Raw genomic sequence first — 18,180 nt, 5'->3', positions numbered from 1 at the left:
AGCTATGGCTAAATTAAATATTCCTGATTTTGGTAGTTTACCGAAGATCGCCGGTGTTGATTACGGTAGTAATCTTTCGGGAAATACAGTTATGTGCCTAAATGAAAACAATAATTTAAGCTTATACTATAGCGTTAAAGGTCGTAATACGGATGTTTGGCTCTATGATTTAATCAATGAAAAGAAACCATCTGTTTTAGGTATTGATTCACCACTGTCGTTGCCGGGAGTTTATACCAATAATGAATTCGATGATTATTTTTATAGAAAATGTGATAGGGAGCTACAAGCAATGTCTCCTATGTTTATTGGAGGACTAACCGCACGTTCAATTAAACTAAAGACTCTCTTGGAAAAAACAGTTAATGGCATTTATGAAGTTTATCCCTCTGGGCATTTAAGGAATAATGATATTCCGGTTTTAAAGAGAAATCACACAAAAGAAGAATTTAAAGATTACTTACAATCCTTAAATGTAAAGAGTCATGATATAAAGAGTTCCCATGCTTTTGATGCAATGATCGCATGGATAATTACTGCCAACATTTATTTAGGTAATGCAAAAGCAATAGGTGATATAAAGGAAGGATTAATATATGTCTAGTAAAAAGTTTAAGCGTCTTGCGATTATTGCAGGAGATAGTTTATTTGACCACGATTATGATATACTTACCGGAAACGATCCTACCCTGTTTTTCATGGCTGAGGATTATGATCTCTGCACTCATTTTAAATATCATAAGCAAAAAATAATCTACTTTCTCTCAGCAATGAGAAATCACCGGGATGAGCTTAAATCTAAGCACAAGGATATTGTTTATTATGAATTAAATGAATCTAATCAAAGCCTTTCATTTACCGAAAAATTAACCGAGACGATTGAAAAACATCCTTCTATCGAAACTATTGTTTCATATGAGATATCAGACAAGTTTTTTGAAAAATCAATAAAAGGATATTGTAATAGCAAACAACTCAATTTTGAGGCTGTTCCTTCACCTAAGTTTTTATTTTCAAGAGACGACTTTAAGAATTGGCTTGATGATAATGAGTCAATTCGAATGCAAAACTATTATATAGAGAAAAGAAAGCAATTGAATATCCTGGTTGAAGAAGGAAGCCCACGTGGAAATAAATGGAGTTTTGATGCTGAAAACAGAAAAAAAATACCTAAAGGATTAGAAATTCCGGAGAGGACGGGATTTGAGGAATCAAAGCATGTAAATGAGGTTCTGAAATTGATTGAAAGAATATTCAATAAACATCCTGGAGAAACAGAGGCATTCAAATGGGCAGTGACCAGAAGGTCAGCGTTAAAGGTTATGAACACCTTTGTCGATGAAAAACTCGATAAGTTTGGGCCATATCAGGATGCAATTATTTCAGACGATTCATTTTTATTTCACTCTACCCTTTCTCCATATTTGAATAGTGGCCTAATAACCCCCGAAGAAGTACTTGATGCTGTTTTAGATAAAGTGGACGACGCTAAATTTTCCAGTATAGAAGGATTTGTAAGACAAATTATTGGCTGGCGCGAATTTATGCGTGGAATGTATCAGCATAAAGAAATGAATAAAAACTTTTGGGGCCATAAGGGCAAACTAAAAAAATGCTGGTATGATGGAACCACAGGGATAGATCCGATCGATGATTGTATTAAGAAGGTTAATAAGCACGCCTATTTACATCACATTGAGAGATTGATGATCATGGGAAATATCATGTTGTTATCAGAGGTAGATCCGGATGAATGCTATCGATGGTTTATGGAAATGTTTATCGATTCGGCAGATTGGGTTATGGCAGGTAATGTTTACAGTATGAGTCAATTTGCTGATGGCGGTCTTTTCGCAACAAAACCTTATATAAGTGGTTCAAATTATATTAAAAAAATGTCTGACTACGGGAAAGCCGATTGGAATAAAACTGTCGATGGATTGTATTGGAGATTTATAGATAAACACAGAGAGTTTTTTTCTTCAAACCCGCGGTTAAGTATGATGGTTTCTATGCTTGATAAGAAATCTGATCAGGATAAAAAGATACTATTTAATGCAGCTGAGGAGTTTATCAAAGATACTACTTACTAACTGACACGGTGTCTTTTACACGCTCATAGGGTATAGATGATTTATCCCAATTAATAACAAGACCTTCTGCTATATTCATGGTTTTTTCTTTTCCATATAATATATCGCATAAATAAAGAGCCGCTTCATAGCTTTTAATTCCACCGACGGAAGTAATCAGATTTCCATCATGAACAAAACTTACGCTATCTAGACACGAAATTGAAGGGTATCTTTTTCTAAATAGATTAATGTCAGATGGAAAGGTAGTGACTGTTTTTCCATCCAAAACACCGGCCTCTGCAGCTAAAAATGCTCCATCACAAAGAGTTAAAGTATAATCAGCTGACTCAGATTGTCTTTTGAGATAATTCAGAACTTCTTTACTGGCACTATTTTCATTAAGGTGATTGGATGAAGAAGGTATGACCAATATATCTGGCTTATCTGTATTATTTCCAAAATATTTATCCGGAATTATTTTCAACCCTTCGAATGTTTCCAAAGTTCCTTCTTTTTCTCCGACCACCGTTACTTTCATCACAGGGTTAGTATGATAAATTGTATGTTGAAAAATATCCATAGGGGCAATGAGCTCCGTATTGAATGTTTTATCAGATAAAAATATTTCAACATATAAAGTGTCTTTTGAAATGTCTGCAGATTCTAACTTATTTGATGAGCCTGAAGAAGAGTCGCTGTTTCCACAAGAAAATAATATTAAAGCAATAAGCAGCGATGCCAAATTTTTCATATCTTTTGATCTAAATTCTTTTTATAATTATGGCAAACCCAATAGTTGAATTTTTAAATACCCAAATTGGAAATACGATAGAAAATACTCCAAGTGAAGTTTCAAACTGGCTTAAAGGTAAACTGATTTCTGCAGAATTAGGGAAAATATCAGTTAGTTTTAAAGTAAGAAAAGAAATGATGAACCCAGCAGGAGTATTACATGGCGGAATGGCAAGTTTGATTGCAGACGATATGATGGGGTTATGTCTATTTACTTTAAATAAAGAGCATTTCTATACATCTGTAAACCTGACGATTGACTTTTTAAAGCCAGCATTTCTTGATGATGAAATAGTTGCTGAAACAGAGGTGATAAAAGATGGAAGAAAGATAACCCATTGTGTTTGTAAGCTTAAACGCGATGATGTGGTTATTGCATATTCAACCTCCAACCTCATGGCAACTTCCAAAACTAATTCATTTAGTCAGTAAATATCAAAAAACTTACACAGATAGGTTGTGCCTGGATTTTGGTTGTTACGCCAAATATTATTTGGATACTTTTGCGAGTTGATTAGTGTGTGAATGAATATTTGGAAGTACATATCAAAGTTTGGATTAAGACCAGATCTTTCCAAAGAAAACAAAAGAAAAACAATCATTCTTAACCAGGTGTCAATGTTGGCGATAGCTATTTTTACGCCAGTTTCTTGTTTTCTGTGGTTAGCCGGGTTTGAAGAATTGTCATTTACCATAATGTTAATTATGGGTCTGGCATTTATAATTCTATTTTTTTCATGGCTGGGAATGAGAATCGTGAGCCGATGGATAGCGATTATTTTGTATCCGGTCATTCCATTGGGAATATTTGTTCTTTTCGGGTCTCAGGTAACAGCGGAATTTATATTTTTCTTTTTAATACTAATACCTGTAATTATTCTTGAATCTCTTTCTGAAAGGGTATTAGCGTATATATATTTTGTCTCTGTATTACTTCTGGGATATTTCTATATAAGTTATAATCTTCCATTTTTTACCCTTTCTTCAATGGAGATATGGATAGCTAATGTCCTTACTTTTATTGGCTCTACTCTTTTTGTTTTCTTTTTAACTACCTTTTATCAAAAATCTACCCGGTATTATGAAGAAAAAAACGGTGAGTTAATAAGCCAATTAGAGCAAAGAAGTGAAGATCTGGAAGATTATTCTGAAATGATCCAATCTCAAAATGATGCATTTATCGAGCTGAATTATAAACTTCAAAAAAGAAATGGAGAACTTATTAAAGCTGTAAATGAAAGAGATCATGTTGTAAAAGTTGTCGCTCATGATCTTAAGTCTCCTATTGGAAGAATAGGTGGATTACTTTCCCTGCTAAAAACATCAGATAATAAAGAAGAAACCAAAGAATACCTTTCTATTCTTGAGGAGGTTTCTAAAGAAGCGTCTGTTTTAATAGACGATGTTCTTACTCTTGATGAAGATAAAAGACTTGAAAGTGAGATCATAGATGCGAACCAGATGATGCTTAAGTTTATATCGTCTACTTCCTATCAGGCCAGATTGAAGAATATTGATATAAACTATCAGAACGATTCGACTAATAACATTATTAAATCTGATAATGTTATGATCAATAGAATCATTGATAATATTTTGTCTAATGCTATTAAATACTCTCCGAAGAGTTCCTCTGTTAATATCGTTATGGAGGATGATAAAGATTATCTTATTCTTAAAATAAAAGATAGCGGGCCCGGTTTTTCTGAAGAAGACAAAAAGAATATGTTCAAGAAATATAAAAAGCTGAGTGCCAAACCTACTGGAGGGGAAAGTAGTTTTGGTTTAGGTTTATCAATAGTAAAAAAATTATGTGATGATCTTAGCATTGAAATTTCAGTTTCAAATAATTCGGAGAAAGCCGGAGCTACATTTAAGCTGAAAATACCCAGAAAATTAACGCAGACAACAGATCTCAGCATGTCTGCATAATTGATATTCATTCAATAAATTAAGAAGGAAGTGTATATTTACACTTCCTTTTTGTTTATTTATACCTGGATGAAATATATCAAGTCTCTCATATTTCTACTTTTTTTAGTATTCGCCTTTCAAAAGGGGTATTGCCAAATTGATAACAATGCCTTTTTAAGAAATGAACCGGACTCGGTTGTTAGTAAAACTTACCTTGAAATTAATGCGACAGGATACTTTAAAAATAATGAATATTTTAATGATATAGCCGAAGGTTATACTCTCTTCGGTTATAATTTATTTTTAAAAGGGGGATATCATTTTAATGAAAACTTAAATTTCGAAGCAGGAGGCTTTTTTAGGTGGGATTTTGGAAATGATGAATTCAGAACTATTTTACCATATTTGAGGATTAATTATCAATCAGGAAAAAACAGAGTTATTTTTGGAAATATTAATGGTTGGTTAGCACATGATTATATTGAACCGCTCTATGAATTTGAAAACTTTATGACTAATGATTCCGAGTTAGGGATTCAATATTTACGAAAGGGAAATTGGTACGATCTTGATGTTTGGGTTGACTGGCAGAATATGATCTATCCGTTAGATTCAGCTAAAGAAGAAATCGCCGGAGGACTTGTTTTTGATGGAAGACTTATAAACAGGAATCGCTTTCAATTGAGCATACCTTTGCAATTTAAAGTTTATCATCGTGGAGGTCAGATCGATATAAGTAATGCATCATTAATTACCAGGACAAATATTGCCTTTGGTCTAAAAACAAAATGGTTGATTTCTGAGGCTGCAGTTTTTAAGGAAATTGAAACCTCTGTATACTACACTACATTTAACGATAACTCAGGCACAGAATTACTTCCTTTTAATAGTGGTTCAGGACTACTTTTAAATGCATCATTTAAATCAAACAATTTTGGGCAATTCTTACTTTCATACTGGAAAGGAAACAAATTTTATTCCTACCAGGGAGGCAGATTATATCAGTCTTTAGCTACTGAATATGGCACACCGGGATATACTGAGGATCGTAACATTATTTTCTTAAGGTATGGATATGATCTAAAAATAGCTAATAACAGTTATTTAACTTTAAGAGGAGAACCGTTTTATGATCTGAATAATGAATCGATAGAATATTCATTTGCAATGTATTTTAATTTAAACCTGAACTATCCAATAACTAAAAATTAATAAGACTCTTTATGAAAACCCCGTATTCCATTTTAATTGCTGTTATTATAATATTTGCCTCTTGTGAGGATAATAAGGAGAAAAAATCTTCGACAAAAAGTGATAGTGTCGATAGTGCTTTCTATAATCCCCCTGCCCCGGGTTTCAATATGGCTGAATCTGATGAAAAAGCCATATCTATTGCTGATAGCGTAATGATGGCAATGGGTGGCAGAAAGGCATATGATAATACACGATTTATTGGGTTTGATTTTTTTGGATTCAGAAAGGTTTGGTGGGATAAGTTTGCGGATTCAGCAATCATTAAACTTAATAAAAAAGATCTAAAAATTCTCGTGGATCTGGATACCAAAAATGGTTCTGTATGGAAGGATGGAGAACAACTTCAAAATCCGGATTCTGTAAAGCATTATTCAAACTATGGATATGAAGCCTGGGTAAATGACACTTACTGGCTTTTAATGCCTTATAAACTTAAGGATTCAGGGGTAACTTTAAAGTACCTCAGAGAAGACACAACAAAAGAGGGGCCTGCTCATGTGCTACAACTAACTTTTAATTCCGTAGGGGTGACTCCAGATAATAAATATGAAGTTTTTATTGACCATTCGGACAATCTTGTTAGAAAATGGTCGTACTTTTCAAATGCTACTGATACAGTTCCGGGAATGGTTACTCCCTGGAATGATTATCAAAATTATAACGGTCTTTTACTTTCCTCAGACAGAGGAAGCAGAAATATAACAGATATTGTGGTTACAAATAATCTAAGTGAAACGCCATTTTCTGAATATTATCAACATGATTCAAACTGATAAACTAAAATTTACTTATAAAGACGGTCCTGAATTTTCTTTTCCTGATATTAAGGTTCCAAGTAAAGAAAACTTACTGATAACCGGAAACAGTGGTGTCGGTAAAACAACTCTACTTCATTTGCTTGCAGGAATCAGAAGGCCTGTATCTGGTAAGGTTGAAATCAATGATACCTCATTATATGACCTAAAACCTTCTGAGTTGGATTCCTTTCGAGGTAATAATATCGGAGTTGTTTTTCAGCAACCTCATTTTGTATCTGGCTTGTCTGCTCTTGAAAATATTGAGATTGCAATAAAGAAAGGTGTTGCTAACAAAAGTAGTCACATAAATAAATTGGTCAAGAGACTTGGAATAGAAAACAGAGCAAGCTATAAAACAAATAATCTGAGTTTAGGAGAAAAGCAAAGACTAGGAATTGCCAGGGCTATAGTAAATAAACCCCAGGTATTATATGCTGATGAACCAACTGCCAGTTTAGACGATAACAATGCAAGTATAGTAATGGAATTATTACTTGAGGAGGCAGAAATTAATAATTCTCAATTGGTTTGTATTACTCATGACCAGAGAGTTAAGAAGTATTTTAAAAATGAAATAGATCTATGAACGATTTTTATATAAGTTTTAAAAGCGTTCTTTCTAAACCCTGGTACAGTTTAATGAGCATCCTGTTGGTAGCAACTGGTACCGGGATTATATCATTACTTTTTTTAATAGATAACGATCTGCAAAAAAAGTTTTACGGAGACATAAAAGGTATTCAAATGGTTGTAGGAGCTAAGGGCAGTCCCTTACAATTGATATTATCAGCAGTATATCAGGCAGATAATCCCACAGGAAATATTAAAGCTTCAGAAATCAAACCTTTTACCAGGCATCCATTGGTAAAAAAATCGATACCGCTTGCTTATGGAGATTCATATAAAGGAACAAGGATAGTGGGTACTGATACTTCGTATTTGAATTTATATGAAGTTGAACTTGCTAACGGAAAGGTGTTTGATGAAACAATGGAAGTAGTCGTGGGTGCCCAGGCTGCCAAAAAGCATAATTTGACTGTTGGGTTAAAGATAAAGTCTCAGCATGGTCAGGCTATGGAGGCAGAGCAGCATCAACATCCATTTATAGTTAAAGGTATTTTGAAGCCTACAGGAACTGTTGTTGACCGGTTGATCATCACTCCCTATCAAAGTTTATGGGAGGTTCATGACATTGAAGGAGAAGGTGATTTTACTGCCTATCTTTTACAATTTAAAAACCCTATGGGACAACTCATGCTTAGCAAGATGATTAATAATAACACATCCATGCAGGCAGCTTTACCTTCTATTGAAATAGATCGGCTAATGACTCTTCTGGGTACAGGATATGATACCCTGAAAATATTAGCCTATGGTATTATGGCTCTTTCCGGGTTTGCTGTTTTCATAACCCTTTTCACTTCTCTTGATCAGAAAAAATATGACCTATCGGTAATGCGGGTTTTAGGCTATTCTAAAGCAAGAGTCTTGTTCCAGGTAATCATTGAGTCATGCATCTTATGTCTGGCAGGGATTTTGATTGGCTTAATATTGAGCAGGATGATAATCTATTTTATATCCCATATTAAAGAAAGTGAATGGTTGACTGGTAGTATGTATGATACTCGTGAACTAATTTTGTTTCCGGTAGTAATTCTTTTAGGAATAATAGCCGCTTTAATTCCTGCTTACAAATTATATAAAACAGATATAGCTCAAGTTTTAAGTGATGAAAAATAAGATACTCATATTTTTAATAACTATAATTCCGGTTTTCGGTCAGACAAAAATTGATTGGAGTACTCTGGCTGATGTTCAATTCAATCAAACTTATGATAATCAATTAGAAACATATTTTACTGAACCTACCTTTGGGCCAAAAGTAAAAGCAATTGACGGAAAAGAAATTATTATAGAAGGATATGTTATCCCAATGGATGTCGAAAAAGGAGAATTTGTATTGTCCAAAAACCCTTTTGCAAATTGTTTCTTTTGTGGAAATGCAGGGCCTGAAACTGTGATGGAGTTAAATCTAAAACCCGGACATAAAAAATTCAAAACCGATGATTATGTAGTATTTAAAGGAAAGTTCAGGCTTAATAAATCTGACATTTATCACCTGAACTATATCCTTGATGATGCTGATGTAGTTGATTAAGGAGCGTTTGTTCCAATATTGGTATAAGCCAAAATTTCTTTTCTCAGATCCCCGTCGTTTGGGTGAACTTTAATACTTCCATCAAATGTCAGGAATCTATCATAGCTCATTGAGGAATCATCCGTAAGATTTTGAAGTTCAGTTACGGAAATTCCTGTCGTACCATCGATTGGGGTTAGCATAGCTGCCATTTCTCCATCACCATCCCAGGTGCCAAAATGTAAATGTGCAGGGTGAACCATACCTTCAACACCTCCCTCGAGCTTTATTGTTATTTTGACTCCATTACTAATTTGTTGTACATTCACTGTGCCTCCTGTATTGTAATTAGTGCCGGAAATTAAGGTGTAGTTTATTGACCTGTTTTCATCATCTTTTTCACACGAAGAAAAAGTCACAGCTAAACAAAGGAGAAGTACAAAGGATAATATTTTGGTTTTCATTTTATAAAAATTGAGAATTAAGATTTAATTGATTTTATATAAACGTAAAAATTATTACGCTACATATTAATAATTTATTAAAAATAAAGTTAAAAATTGATCTTTGCTTGCATTGATTGAGTTACATTATTGTTCCTGTCTTAAATTAGGCCTAATTTTGCCCCATGAAAAAAGTTAAGCATCTCTATAACAGGGTAAACAGGGAAGAGTTAAAATCTCGTGTTTACAGTGATGATAAAACGACAAGAGTTACTTTGTCATTTTACAAATACCATCATATTTCAAATCCTGAAGAATTCAGAGATATGCTTTATGCAGAATGGGATGAGATGGGTGTATTAGGTAGAACATATGTTTCCTGGGAAGGAATCAATGCCCAGATAAGTGTACCTAAAGAAAACTTTGAGCAATTTAAAAAGGAGCTTTATTCGATAGAATGGCTAAATAATGTTCGCTTGAACATTGCGGTCGAGGCTGAAGCGCCATCTTTTTATAAATTGACAATAAAAGTAAGAGACAAAATAGTCGCTGACGGTTTAAATGATGAGACCTTTGACGTTACCAATAAAGGAGTTCATCTAAGTGCCGCTGAATTTAACAGGCTTGCAGAGGATCCTAACACCATTATAGTTGATATGCGAAATCACTATGAGGCTGAGGTAGGTCATTTTAAAAATGCCTTAACTCCGGATGTGGATACTTTCAGGGAAGCACTAAATGTAGTCGAAGAAGAGTTAAAGGAGCATAAAGAAAAAAACATTTTAATGTATTGCACCGGAGGAATCAGGTGTGAAAAAGCAAGTGCTTATTATAAACACAAGGGATTTAAAAATGTCTACCAATTAAATGGCGGTATTATTGAATATGCTCGTCAGGTTAAAGAAGAAGGGCTGGAGAATAAGTATATTGGTAAGAATTTTGTTTTTGATGACCGTCTTGGAGAAAGAATCAGTGATGATATAATTGCAGTTTGTCATCAGTGTGGAGAACCATGTGATGACCACACAAATTGTGCAAATGACGGTTGCCATATTTTATTTATTCAGTGCAGTAATTGTAAGGAAAAATATGAAGGCTGTTGTTCAGAAGAATGTAAAGAGGTTTTACAGTGGGATGAAGAAGAAAGGCAAGAGTGGAGGAAGAATAACCCGGTCAGAACAGGAGATAAATACGTTAAAGGAAGATCTGAAAAGCTCAAATATAAAAAACCACTTAATAGCACTTTAAAAAGCTGACCTAAACATGAAAAAATTTGCTGTAGGGATTGACATCGGGGGAACCTATACCAAGCTAGGGCTTGTTGATCAAAAAGGTAACTGTCCGGTGCAATCTAAATTGCCAACCAAAGGCCATTCCGATATAGACGATTACCTGAAAAAGGTAAAAACCGAAGTAGATAAATTAGTAGACGAAATCGGTGAGTGCGAATTAATCGGAATAGGTATTGGGGTTCCTAATGGTAATTATTATAGAGGGACGATAGAGCATGCAGCAAATTTAGAATGGAAAGGTGTTGTGCCGTTGATAGATAAACTAAAACCCATATTTCCAAACATTCCAGCTATACTCACAAATGATGCCAACGCAAGTGCCTTTGGCGAAGGAATTTTTGGTGCAGCAAAGGGAGTATCCGAATTTATAACTATTACACTCGGCACAGGTCTTGGTTCCGGGATAGTTATTAATAATAAACTGGTCTATGGAAACAATGGATTCGCGGGAGAACTTGGTCACACAAGAGCAATAGATAATGGAAGAGAGTGTGGTTGCGGTAAAAAGGGATGCCTGGAAACCTATTGCTCCTCTACCGGCCTTAAAAGAACCCTGCTTGAGATGCTTGCGGTAAAAAAAGCACATAGTAAATTCAGAGATCTTGGAATTAATGATTTTCACGGGGAAGAAATAACCGAGGAAGCATTAAAAGGGGATGAAGTAGCTAAAGCAGCCTTTGAGAAAACAGGTTATATTTTAGGTAGATCACTTGCTGATTTTGTGGCTTTTTCAGAACCAAAAGCTATTTATCTGGCAGGAGGACTAGTTAGTAGCGGAGACCTTTTATTTGAACCGACCAGAAAAAGTTTCGAAGAACACCTTATGACAATCTATAAAGGGAAGGTCGAAATTTTGCCAAGTGGACTAATGGATATGAATGCAGCAATCCTGGGTGCGGCTGCCTTAATTTGGAATGAATATCAATAATTGTTATATTACGTCCTTTTAACAGGAAATTTAATTTTTTCAACTGCAGCCAACAAATGAAAAAAATTAAGTACTACTATGATCCTGAAACTTGCAAATATGAAAAAGTAAGGGTCCGTAAGTCAGATGTTGTTTATAACATCCTGGGTTTTTTTATCTTATCAGTTATTTCAGGTGCTTTAATGCTCTTTGGTTATAATGCCATTTTCGATTCTCCAGAAGAAATTATCTTAAAAGAAAGAGTATCTGAGCTCGAAACTCATTTCGATTTATATCAGTCTAAACTTGATACCCTTGATCATGTGATCTCATCTTTAGAGAGAAATGATGATGAAATATACAGGACAATTATGGGGGTCGATCCTTTACCAGAAGATTATCGAATCGCTGGTGTTGGTGGTTCAGAAAGATATAAAAATTTAAAAAGTGATCACCTTCAATATTCGGAAGTTTATATCAATTTGTCAAGGCGAATCGACAAGCTTAAACGCCGTGCAATGGTTCAGGAAGCTTCTCATGGAGAATTATTAAAATCTGCAATCAGCGCTGAAGAAAAGCTAAAAAGTATGCCTGCTATCCAGCCTTTAGATAAAGACAAATATTATTTAGCGTCAGGATACGGTACCCGAATTGATCCACATTACGGAACAAGAAGAGGTCATGATGGCATAGACATGGCGGCTCCAATAGGAACTCCAGTATATGCTACTGGTAATGGAAAAGTCGTGAAAGTAAGAACCAATGCCTGGGGTTATGGAAAAGAAATTATAATCGATCATGGCTTTGGATATAAAACCAGATATGCCCATTTGAATAAATTTTTAGTAAAAAAGGGTGATACGGTGGTCCGAGGACAACAAATTGCCGAAGTTGGTAATACCGGCAAATCAACAGGCCCTCATTTACATTACGAAGTTCTCAAGGGATCAAAGGGTAGACCACTAAACCCTGTTCACTTTTTCTTACAAGATATCACCCCGGAAGAATATGCAGATATTTTAAAGAAAGGGAAAGAGGTTAATAAAACGATGGGATTGTAATTGAAGTAGTGAGTTTAAAATATTTAAAAAGCCGGTATAGCCGGCTTTTTTATTTTTCCTGAACTTCTTTCTTCGAATCTTCGACTGATTTTTCTTTGGCAGAATTTAGATAGCCATAAAAGTAAAGTGTATGGCTGGTGACGGTGAAATCAAAAGTGTCTTCTACTAGTTTTTGAATTGCCTGGATCCTCGGGTCACAAAATTCAAATATTTGATTTGTTTTAGTGCAAATCACATGATCATGCTGCCTATAGGCATGTGACTTTTCATAGAGTGAAAGGTTTTTGCCAAACTGATGTTTTGTAACCAGGCTGCACTCAAGTAAAAGATCGAGAGTATTGTAAACCGTAGCACGACTCACTCTGTAATTTTTATTTTTCATGTTGATATACAAAGACTCAACATCAAAGTGGCCTTCATTGCTATAAATCTCTTCTAGAATAGCAAATCGTTCAGGTGTTTTACGCAGCTTTTTCTCTTCGAGAAAGCTGGTAAAAATATTCTTTATTTCTTCGTGCTTTTCCGGTGATAGTCCTTTGTTTCCCATATTTAAATTTATTCGCGATGTAACGCGACTGTAATAAAGTCAAAAATTGATATTTTTATTAATCTTTGCAAGTCTTATGCTCAATTGATGTAACGTTTTTATCTCTTTAAGGGTTTAACCATTTAGTATGAAGGTTATTAACTTAATTTTTTCGAAATTTTTTATAGGGTTAACCTATATATACAAAGGGATGATCTCTCCGTTTATTCCCGGTGCCTGTAGATATAGCCCAAGCTGTAGCACTTATATGGTTAAATCTGTTCAGGTGCATGGGCCGTGGAAAGGATTATGGCTGGGATTAAAACGCATTTCCAGATGTCATCCGTGGGGAGGGAGCGGCCATGATCCTGTGCCACCCAAAAACGATTAAACGATTAGCTGTTAGTTCTTTTGCTTCAAATCGTATTTTTTGGGTGCGTAAAGAAACCCAAATGCTTCGCAATCTTCCTTAGTTCTCTTTTCATGATGCACATAATGTGCATGAATCATTCTTCTAAGATAATTGTTTTTAACTCGATATCGGAATTTTATTCTCTGATGAACTAATATGTCGTGAAACAGGACATAGAAAATCCCATATGCCGTAATTCCGATAGCAAAATAAATCAATATATGAAATTGAGGAAACTCAGATCCAATTACGAAAAGTAAAATTGCCGGAATGCTAAAGACTAAAGCAAAAAGGTCATTTCTCTCAAGAGCATGGTTATGATAAGAATGGTGCGACTTATGCCAGGACCACAAAAATCCATGCATCACATATTTATGCGTAAACCAGGCTACACCTTCCATGAATAAAAAAGTGCCAACGACAATGAAAGATTTAAATATAATATCCCACATACCTCCTAAATGTTTAATAGCAAATTAAATAACTCTTAGTTGATATTTAAAATAAGTGCTGCCTAAAAGTACTAATTTAGTGAAGTTTGGAATTCTAACCCTGTTTTCAAGAATAAGATGAGGAGGGCATTTTTTTATTTTATTGAAGAGCTTTCTATAATATAAATATGCTAAATAAACCCCTGCACGGGCTCCATCTGGAAGATTAATTATTCCCTCCAGCGCATGATCAAAATCCTTTTCGATATCCTTTTCGATTTCGCATTTTTCATCTTGTGAAAAGGAGTTGAAATCAACCTCGGGAAAATAGACTCTTCCTCTTTCTTCAAAATCAGATTTCAGGTCACGAAGGAAGTTTACCTTTTGAAATGCAGAACCAAGACTCATTGCATGAGGCTTTAATTTTTCATATTCTGAATTATTCCCTTCACAAAAAACACGTAAACACATTAGGCCTACTACTTCAGCACTGCCATAAATATATTCTCCATAAGCAGAATCATTATATGTAGAAGCATAAATATCCATTCTCATACTTTTCAGGAATGCTTCAATGAGTTCCTTTTCAATTGAATATTCATTTACTACTAATTGAAAACTGTGAAGCACAGGATTCATGCTGAATTTTTCCTCGATTGCTTTGTAAGTGTTTTCTTCAAAAAGATTTAGTGTCTTTTCTTTATCCAGATGATGAAAGGTATCAACTATCTCGTCTGCATATCTTACGAAGCCATAAATACCGAAAATGGGGTTGTGATACCTTTTGCTCAGCGTTTTGATGCCAAGAGTAAAAGAAGTGCTGTATAGTTCAGTTATTCTTTTACTACACTCAAATGCTGATTTATGGAAAAGTTCAATCATAGAGCTGAATATTTATGCTAACTGTCCGGACTTATATTTAATTATTTCTGAAGCTACAATTTCTCCTGAAATTAAGCTTGGTGGTACACCGGGTCCCGGGACAGTAAGTTGTCCTGTATATAACAGGTTTGTTAGTTTATTGTTTTTCATTTTCGGTTTGAGGATAGCTGTCTGATCTAAAGTGTTTGCCAGCCCATAGGCATTTCCTTTATAGGCGTGATAATCAGAAATGAAGTTATTGGCTCCATAACTGCGCTTATAAATCACGTGATCCTTAATGTTTTCTCCGCAGTGCTTCTCCAGCCTGCTCATCACTATATCATAGTACTTCTCACTAATATCGTCATTTTCTATTAATCCTGGTGCCATAGGAATCAAAATAAAAATATTTTCTTTTCCTTTTGGGGCGACAGTTGGATCTGTTTTCGAAGGAACACACGTGTAAAAGAGAGGATCCTCAGGCCATTTTACATCACCATAAATGGCCTCTGTATGTTTTTCAAAATCTGCATCAAAAAATAAATTATGATGCTCAAGATTATTTAACTTTTTGTCAACTCCAATATAAAAAAGGAGACAACTCGGAGCAAGCTTTCTTTTGTCCCAGTATTTTTCTGTGTATCTGCGATATGATTTTGGGAGTATATGTTGTTCAAAATGATGGTAGTCCGCCGAGCAAATAATATTATCCGCTTCGAAAACAGACGAAGAAGTTAATAATCCGGAAATTGTGTTGTTTGATATTTCTACGTTTTTAACCTCTTCACCAGTAAAAATTTCTACACCAAGCTCCCTGGCTAATGAAACCATTCCTTCAATTATTTTATGCATTCCGCCTTCCGGATACCAGGTTCCTAGTTTCATATCGGCGTAATTCATCATTGAATAAAGCGAAGGCGTGTTTTTGGGTAATGCACCTAAAAATAAAATAGGAAACTCCATAAGCTGGATCAATTCCTTATTATTAAAAAACTTTCGTATATGAGAACCGATAGAAGAGAAGATGTCGAGTTTTGTAGCTTTTTTGAGAAGATCAAAATCTAAAAACTCCGTAAAAGAATGTCCCGGCTTATAAACGAAATCTTTCATGCCGACTTTATACTTAATTTCTGCCTGACGCATAAATTCTTCTAAATGTTTAGAAGAGCCGGGTTCTAATTTATCAAACAGTGTTTTTAATTCACTCCATTGAGCCGGGATATCAATGTCTGAATTTTTATATATGACTTTATAACTTGGATCAAGACGAATAAGGTTATAATAGTCAGAAGGTGATTTGCCAAATGAGGAAAAGAAATGCTCAAACACATCAGGCATCCAATACCATGAAGGACCCATGTCGAAAACAAAACCTTCCTCAGAAAATTGTCTTGCTCTTCCCCCGAGCGAATCATTTTTTTCTACGATAGCTGTCTTAAATCCATCTTTGGCAAGATAACACGCTGCAGCCAGACCACTAAAACCACTACCGATTACAACGGCATCATATTTCCTTCTTTCCATTAAACCTTTTAGAAAACAATATAAGAATTAGAATTTAAGATACCTTAAACGGTTCTATAAACCTGTAACATTTCTTTTAATTCTTTTCTTGCAAGGTGAATTCTGTTTTTAACAGTTCCTATAGGTACATTTAAATGCTCAGCTATCTCATAATATTTATATCCTTTATAGTGCATCATAAAAGGAATTTTGTAATTATCATCAAGCTTTTTAATTGACCTTTTAATGTCTTTCATTTTAAAATTACCATAAGCACCATTTTCGATTGTGTGCTTGGAACTGTTGATGTAGTGATCGTTGTCAGTCTTATCTACAAAGGTTTTTTGTCTGACTTTCTTTTGGTAATTTGTAATGAAGGTGTTTTTCATAATGGTATATAACCATGCCTTGATATTGGTACCTTCTGAAAATTTTTCTCTGTTACTAAAAGCCTTCAGAACCGTTTCCTGTAATAGATCATTGGCTTCATCATTGTCTCTGGTTAGTCTGTAAGCGTATGGCTTAAGAAAAACTCTTAAACTGTTTAATCTGTATCCGAATTCTAATGCAGTCATAATGTTTAACTTTTGTGAACATCTCTTAAACAAATATACACATTGTTTAACTAATGTCAAATAAAAGTTAAACATTTGTTGGAACAATTTATGTTCTACACCTATAGTTACCTATTAAAATGAACGATAGGAGCATTTAAGGCTTATATACTTAAGCCTCAAGACTGATATTTAAAAAACTGTTTAAGGATTATAGATTAGTTACTGGCTGATTAACTAATCATGGAGATGAAATTGTCTAGTGAAGGAATGATTCTTACCTTATTTGGTAATTGTGCTTCAACATCTACTAATTGGCTTCCTGAAACCAAAACCTCGCTTTTACCGGAAATATTTACCAATTCTTCGACATACTTAGAAACGTCGTAAGGAAGATTGGATGTAGTAAAAACAGTGAAGAGAACATCTGGGGTATGCTGCTCAAAAATCGTTTTAAGATCTTCGAATGGAAGATTAGCTCCAAGATAGATCACCTTATACCCTCTTGATTTTAAAAGGTAATTAGCAAATAGAAGCATAAGTTCATGATATTCGCCTTCAGCAAGCCATAAAAGAAATGTTTTTTTATCATTCTCCGCGTAATAAGGACCTAACCTATCTATTGCGGCATATATTTTTTGAATAATAAGATTTGAAATAAAATGTTCCTGGGCGGGATTGATCGATCCTATTTGCCATAAAACACCTATTTTTTGCATAAAAGGCAATAGAACCTTTAGCATAGTCTGTTCCAAACCAATACTTTGAATAGCCTTGTTTAACTTTTCTTCGAAACCAATCTCATCCAGCTCCAGCATGGAAACCGTAAGACTATTAACTTGTGAAGAAGTGTTTTCAGGCTTTTTGACAAGGTCTTTTATTATTTCATTACGCTCATCTTTCGGCATTTCAGCTATTTTGGAAATTTTATAGCCGTGTTGATTAAGTAGAGCGATATTTAAAAGACTTTTGAGATCTTTGTCTGTATAATAGCGAATATTTGTAACTGTTCGCTGAGGATTTAATATATTATATCGTTGCTCCCAAATTCTGAGAGTATGCGCTTTTATACCACTTAACTGCTCTAAATCTTTAATCGAATATTTTACCATCTTCTACCTGCCGTTATTAAGCGATTTTATTTATATTTTGATAGTTATGAAAAGATTCAAATGATCAAATATATAAAGTATTTTTTTATCATTGAATCGTATATTTACA

21 protein-coding genes are annotated in these 18,180 nt (G+C 34.5%); 13 read left to right on the top strand and 8 right to left on the bottom strand.

Annotated features, from left to right (window positions below; all coding sequences use genetic code 11):
* Positions 1–4 precede the first annotated feature (4 nt).
* Positions 5–604 carry a hypothetical protein gene (locus tag DCC35_RS01810; RefSeq protein WP_137089178.1) on the top strand — a complete coding sequence of 200 codons (600 nt, stop codon included), beginning with the start codon at positions 5–7 and terminating at the stop codon, positions 602–604.
* The gene (locus DCC35_RS01805; protein ID WP_137089177.1) at positions 597–2,093 is read left to right on the top strand and encodes a cryptochrome/photolyase family protein; all 1,497 of its coding nucleotides are present in this window, start codon (positions 597–599) and stop codon (positions 2,091–2,093) included. The genes DCC35_RS01810 and DCC35_RS01805 overlap by 8 nt, the downstream gene beginning before the upstream one ends.
* Here DCC35_RS01805 and DCC35_RS01800 read toward each other — a convergent pair.
* Complete coding sequence (locus tag DCC35_RS01800; RefSeq protein ID WP_137089176.1) at positions 2,083–2,826, bottom strand: DJ-1/PfpI family protein; 744 nt, start codon at positions 2,824–2,826, stop codon at positions 2,083–2,085. The genes DCC35_RS01805 and DCC35_RS01800 overlap by 11 nt on opposite strands.
* Positions 2,827–2,855: 29 nt before the next feature.
* On the opposite strand from DCC35_RS01800, the gene DCC35_RS01795 reads away from it, so the two are divergent.
* From DCC35_RS01795 to DCC35_RS01765, 7 genes are all read left to right on the top strand, one after another.
* Complete coding sequence (locus DCC35_RS01795) at positions 2,856–3,299, top strand: PaaI family thioesterase (protein ID WP_137089175.1); 444 nt, start codon at positions 2,856–2,858, stop codon at positions 3,297–3,299.
* A 93-nt stretch (positions 3,300–3,392) separates the two neighbouring features.
* Positions 3,393–4,799 (top strand): sensor histidine kinase, encoded by a 1,407-nt coding sequence (locus DCC35_RS01790; RefSeq protein ID WP_137089174.1) that lies wholly within the window; start codon positions 3,393–3,395, stop codon positions 4,797–4,799.
* Positions 4,800–4,868: 69 nt separating this feature from the next.
* A complete protein-coding gene (locus DCC35_RS01785) occupies positions 4,869–5,993 on the top strand; it encodes a hypothetical protein (protein WP_137089173.1) in 1,125 nt (374 codons plus the stop codon).
* 11 nt (positions 5,994–6,004) lie between these two features.
* Positions 6,005–6,808 (top strand): hypothetical protein, encoded by an 804-nt coding sequence (locus tag DCC35_RS01780; protein WP_137089172.1) that lies wholly within the window; start codon positions 6,005–6,007, stop codon positions 6,806–6,808.
* Positions 6,795–7,418 (top strand): ABC transporter ATP-binding protein, encoded by a 624-nt coding sequence (locus DCC35_RS01775; protein ID WP_137089171.1) that lies wholly within the window; start codon positions 6,795–6,797, stop codon positions 7,416–7,418. Before DCC35_RS01780 ends, DCC35_RS01775 begins: the two co-directional genes overlap by 14 nt.
* Positions 7,415–8,572, top strand: coding sequence for an ABC transporter permease (locus tag DCC35_RS01770; protein WP_137089170.1), 1,158 nt, complete (start codon positions 7,415–7,417; stop codon positions 8,570–8,572). Before DCC35_RS01775 ends, DCC35_RS01770 begins: the two co-directional genes overlap by 4 nt.
* Complete coding sequence (locus tag DCC35_RS01765) at positions 8,562–8,990, top strand: DUF3299 domain-containing protein (RefSeq protein ID WP_137089169.1); 429 nt, start codon at positions 8,562–8,564, stop codon at positions 8,988–8,990. Before DCC35_RS01770 ends, DCC35_RS01765 begins: the two co-directional genes overlap by 11 nt.
* Here DCC35_RS01765 and DCC35_RS01760 read toward each other — a convergent pair.
* On the bottom strand, positions 8,987–9,433 hold the full coding sequence (locus DCC35_RS01760; protein ID WP_137089168.1) for a hypothetical protein: 447 nt from the start codon (positions 9,431–9,433) through the stop codon (positions 8,987–8,989). The genes DCC35_RS01765 and DCC35_RS01760 overlap by 4 nt on opposite strands.
* A gap of 164 nt (positions 9,434–9,597) precedes the next feature.
* On the opposite strand from DCC35_RS01760, the gene trhO reads away from it, so the two are divergent.
* Genes trhO through DCC35_RS01745 form a run of 3 tightly spaced genes read left to right on the top strand, consistent with a single transcriptional unit; the run spans position 9,598 to position 12,672 of the window.
* On the top strand, positions 9,598–10,668 hold the full coding sequence (trhO, locus tag DCC35_RS01755; RefSeq protein ID WP_137089167.1) for an oxygen-dependent tRNA uridine(34) hydroxylase TrhO: 1,071 nt from the start codon (positions 9,598–9,600) through the stop codon (positions 10,666–10,668).
* A gap of 7 nt (positions 10,669–10,675) precedes the next feature.
* Positions 10,676–11,632 (top strand): ROK family protein, encoded by a 957-nt coding sequence (locus tag DCC35_RS01750; RefSeq protein ID WP_137089166.1) that lies wholly within the window; start codon positions 10,676–10,678, stop codon positions 11,630–11,632.
* Positions 11,633–11,688: 56 nt separating this feature from the next.
* The gene (locus tag DCC35_RS01745) at positions 11,689–12,672 is read left to right on the top strand and encodes a peptidoglycan DD-metalloendopeptidase family protein (protein ID WP_137089165.1); all 984 of its coding nucleotides are present in this window, start codon (positions 11,689–11,691) and stop codon (positions 12,670–12,672) included.
* Between the two features lie 49 nt (positions 12,673–12,721).
* Here DCC35_RS01745 and DCC35_RS01740 read toward each other — a convergent pair whose 3' ends face one another.
* Positions 12,722–13,219, bottom strand: coding sequence for a Fur family transcriptional regulator (locus DCC35_RS01740; RefSeq protein ID WP_137089164.1), 498 nt, complete (start codon positions 13,217–13,219; stop codon positions 12,722–12,724).
* Between the two features lie 127 nt (positions 13,220–13,346).
* Here DCC35_RS01740 and yidD point away from each other — a divergent pair, with 127 nt between their 5' ends.
* Complete coding sequence (yidD, locus tag DCC35_RS01735; RefSeq protein WP_137089163.1) at positions 13,347–13,589, top strand: membrane protein insertion efficiency factor YidD; 243 nt, start codon at positions 13,347–13,349, stop codon at positions 13,587–13,589.
* A gap of 11 nt (positions 13,590–13,600) precedes the next feature.
* Here the strand turns inward: yidD and DCC35_RS01730 are convergent, their stop codons facing one another.
* The 5 genes from DCC35_RS01730 to DCC35_RS01710 form a co-directional block, all read right to left on the bottom strand.
* The gene (locus DCC35_RS01730) at positions 13,601–14,062 is read right to left on the bottom strand and encodes a sterol desaturase family protein (protein ID WP_175402676.1); all 462 of its coding nucleotides are present in this window, start codon (positions 14,060–14,062) and stop codon (positions 13,601–13,603) included.
* A gap of 24 nt (positions 14,063–14,086) precedes the next feature.
* Positions 14,087–14,923 (bottom strand): phytoene/squalene synthase family protein, encoded by an 837-nt coding sequence (locus DCC35_RS01725; protein WP_137089162.1) that lies wholly within the window; start codon positions 14,921–14,923, stop codon positions 14,087–14,089.
* 12 nt (positions 14,924–14,935) lie between these two features.
* Positions 14,936–16,426: a phytoene desaturase family protein gene (locus DCC35_RS01720; RefSeq protein ID WP_137089161.1), complete on the bottom strand. Its 1,491-nt coding sequence runs from the start codon at positions 16,424–16,426 to the stop codon at positions 14,936–14,938.
* A 44-nt stretch (positions 16,427–16,470) separates the two neighbouring features.
* Positions 16,471–16,980, bottom strand: a complete 510-nt coding sequence (locus DCC35_RS01715; protein WP_137089160.1) for an RNA polymerase sigma factor — start codon at positions 16,978–16,980, stop codon at positions 16,471–16,473.
* A gap of 212 nt (positions 16,981–17,192) precedes the next feature.
* Positions 17,193–18,071 (bottom strand): MerR family transcriptional regulator, encoded by an 879-nt coding sequence (locus tag DCC35_RS01710; protein ID WP_137089159.1) that lies wholly within the window; start codon positions 18,069–18,071, stop codon positions 17,193–17,195.
* Positions 18,072–18,180 lie beyond the last annotated feature (109 nt).

Source organism: Mangrovivirga cuniculi (assembly GCF_005166025.1).
Classification (GTDB): Bacteria; Bacteroidota; Bacteroidia; order Cytophagales; family Cyclobacteriaceae; genus Mangrovivirga; species Mangrovivirga cuniculi.
This window is presented reverse-complemented; position numbering and strand designations above follow the sequence as displayed.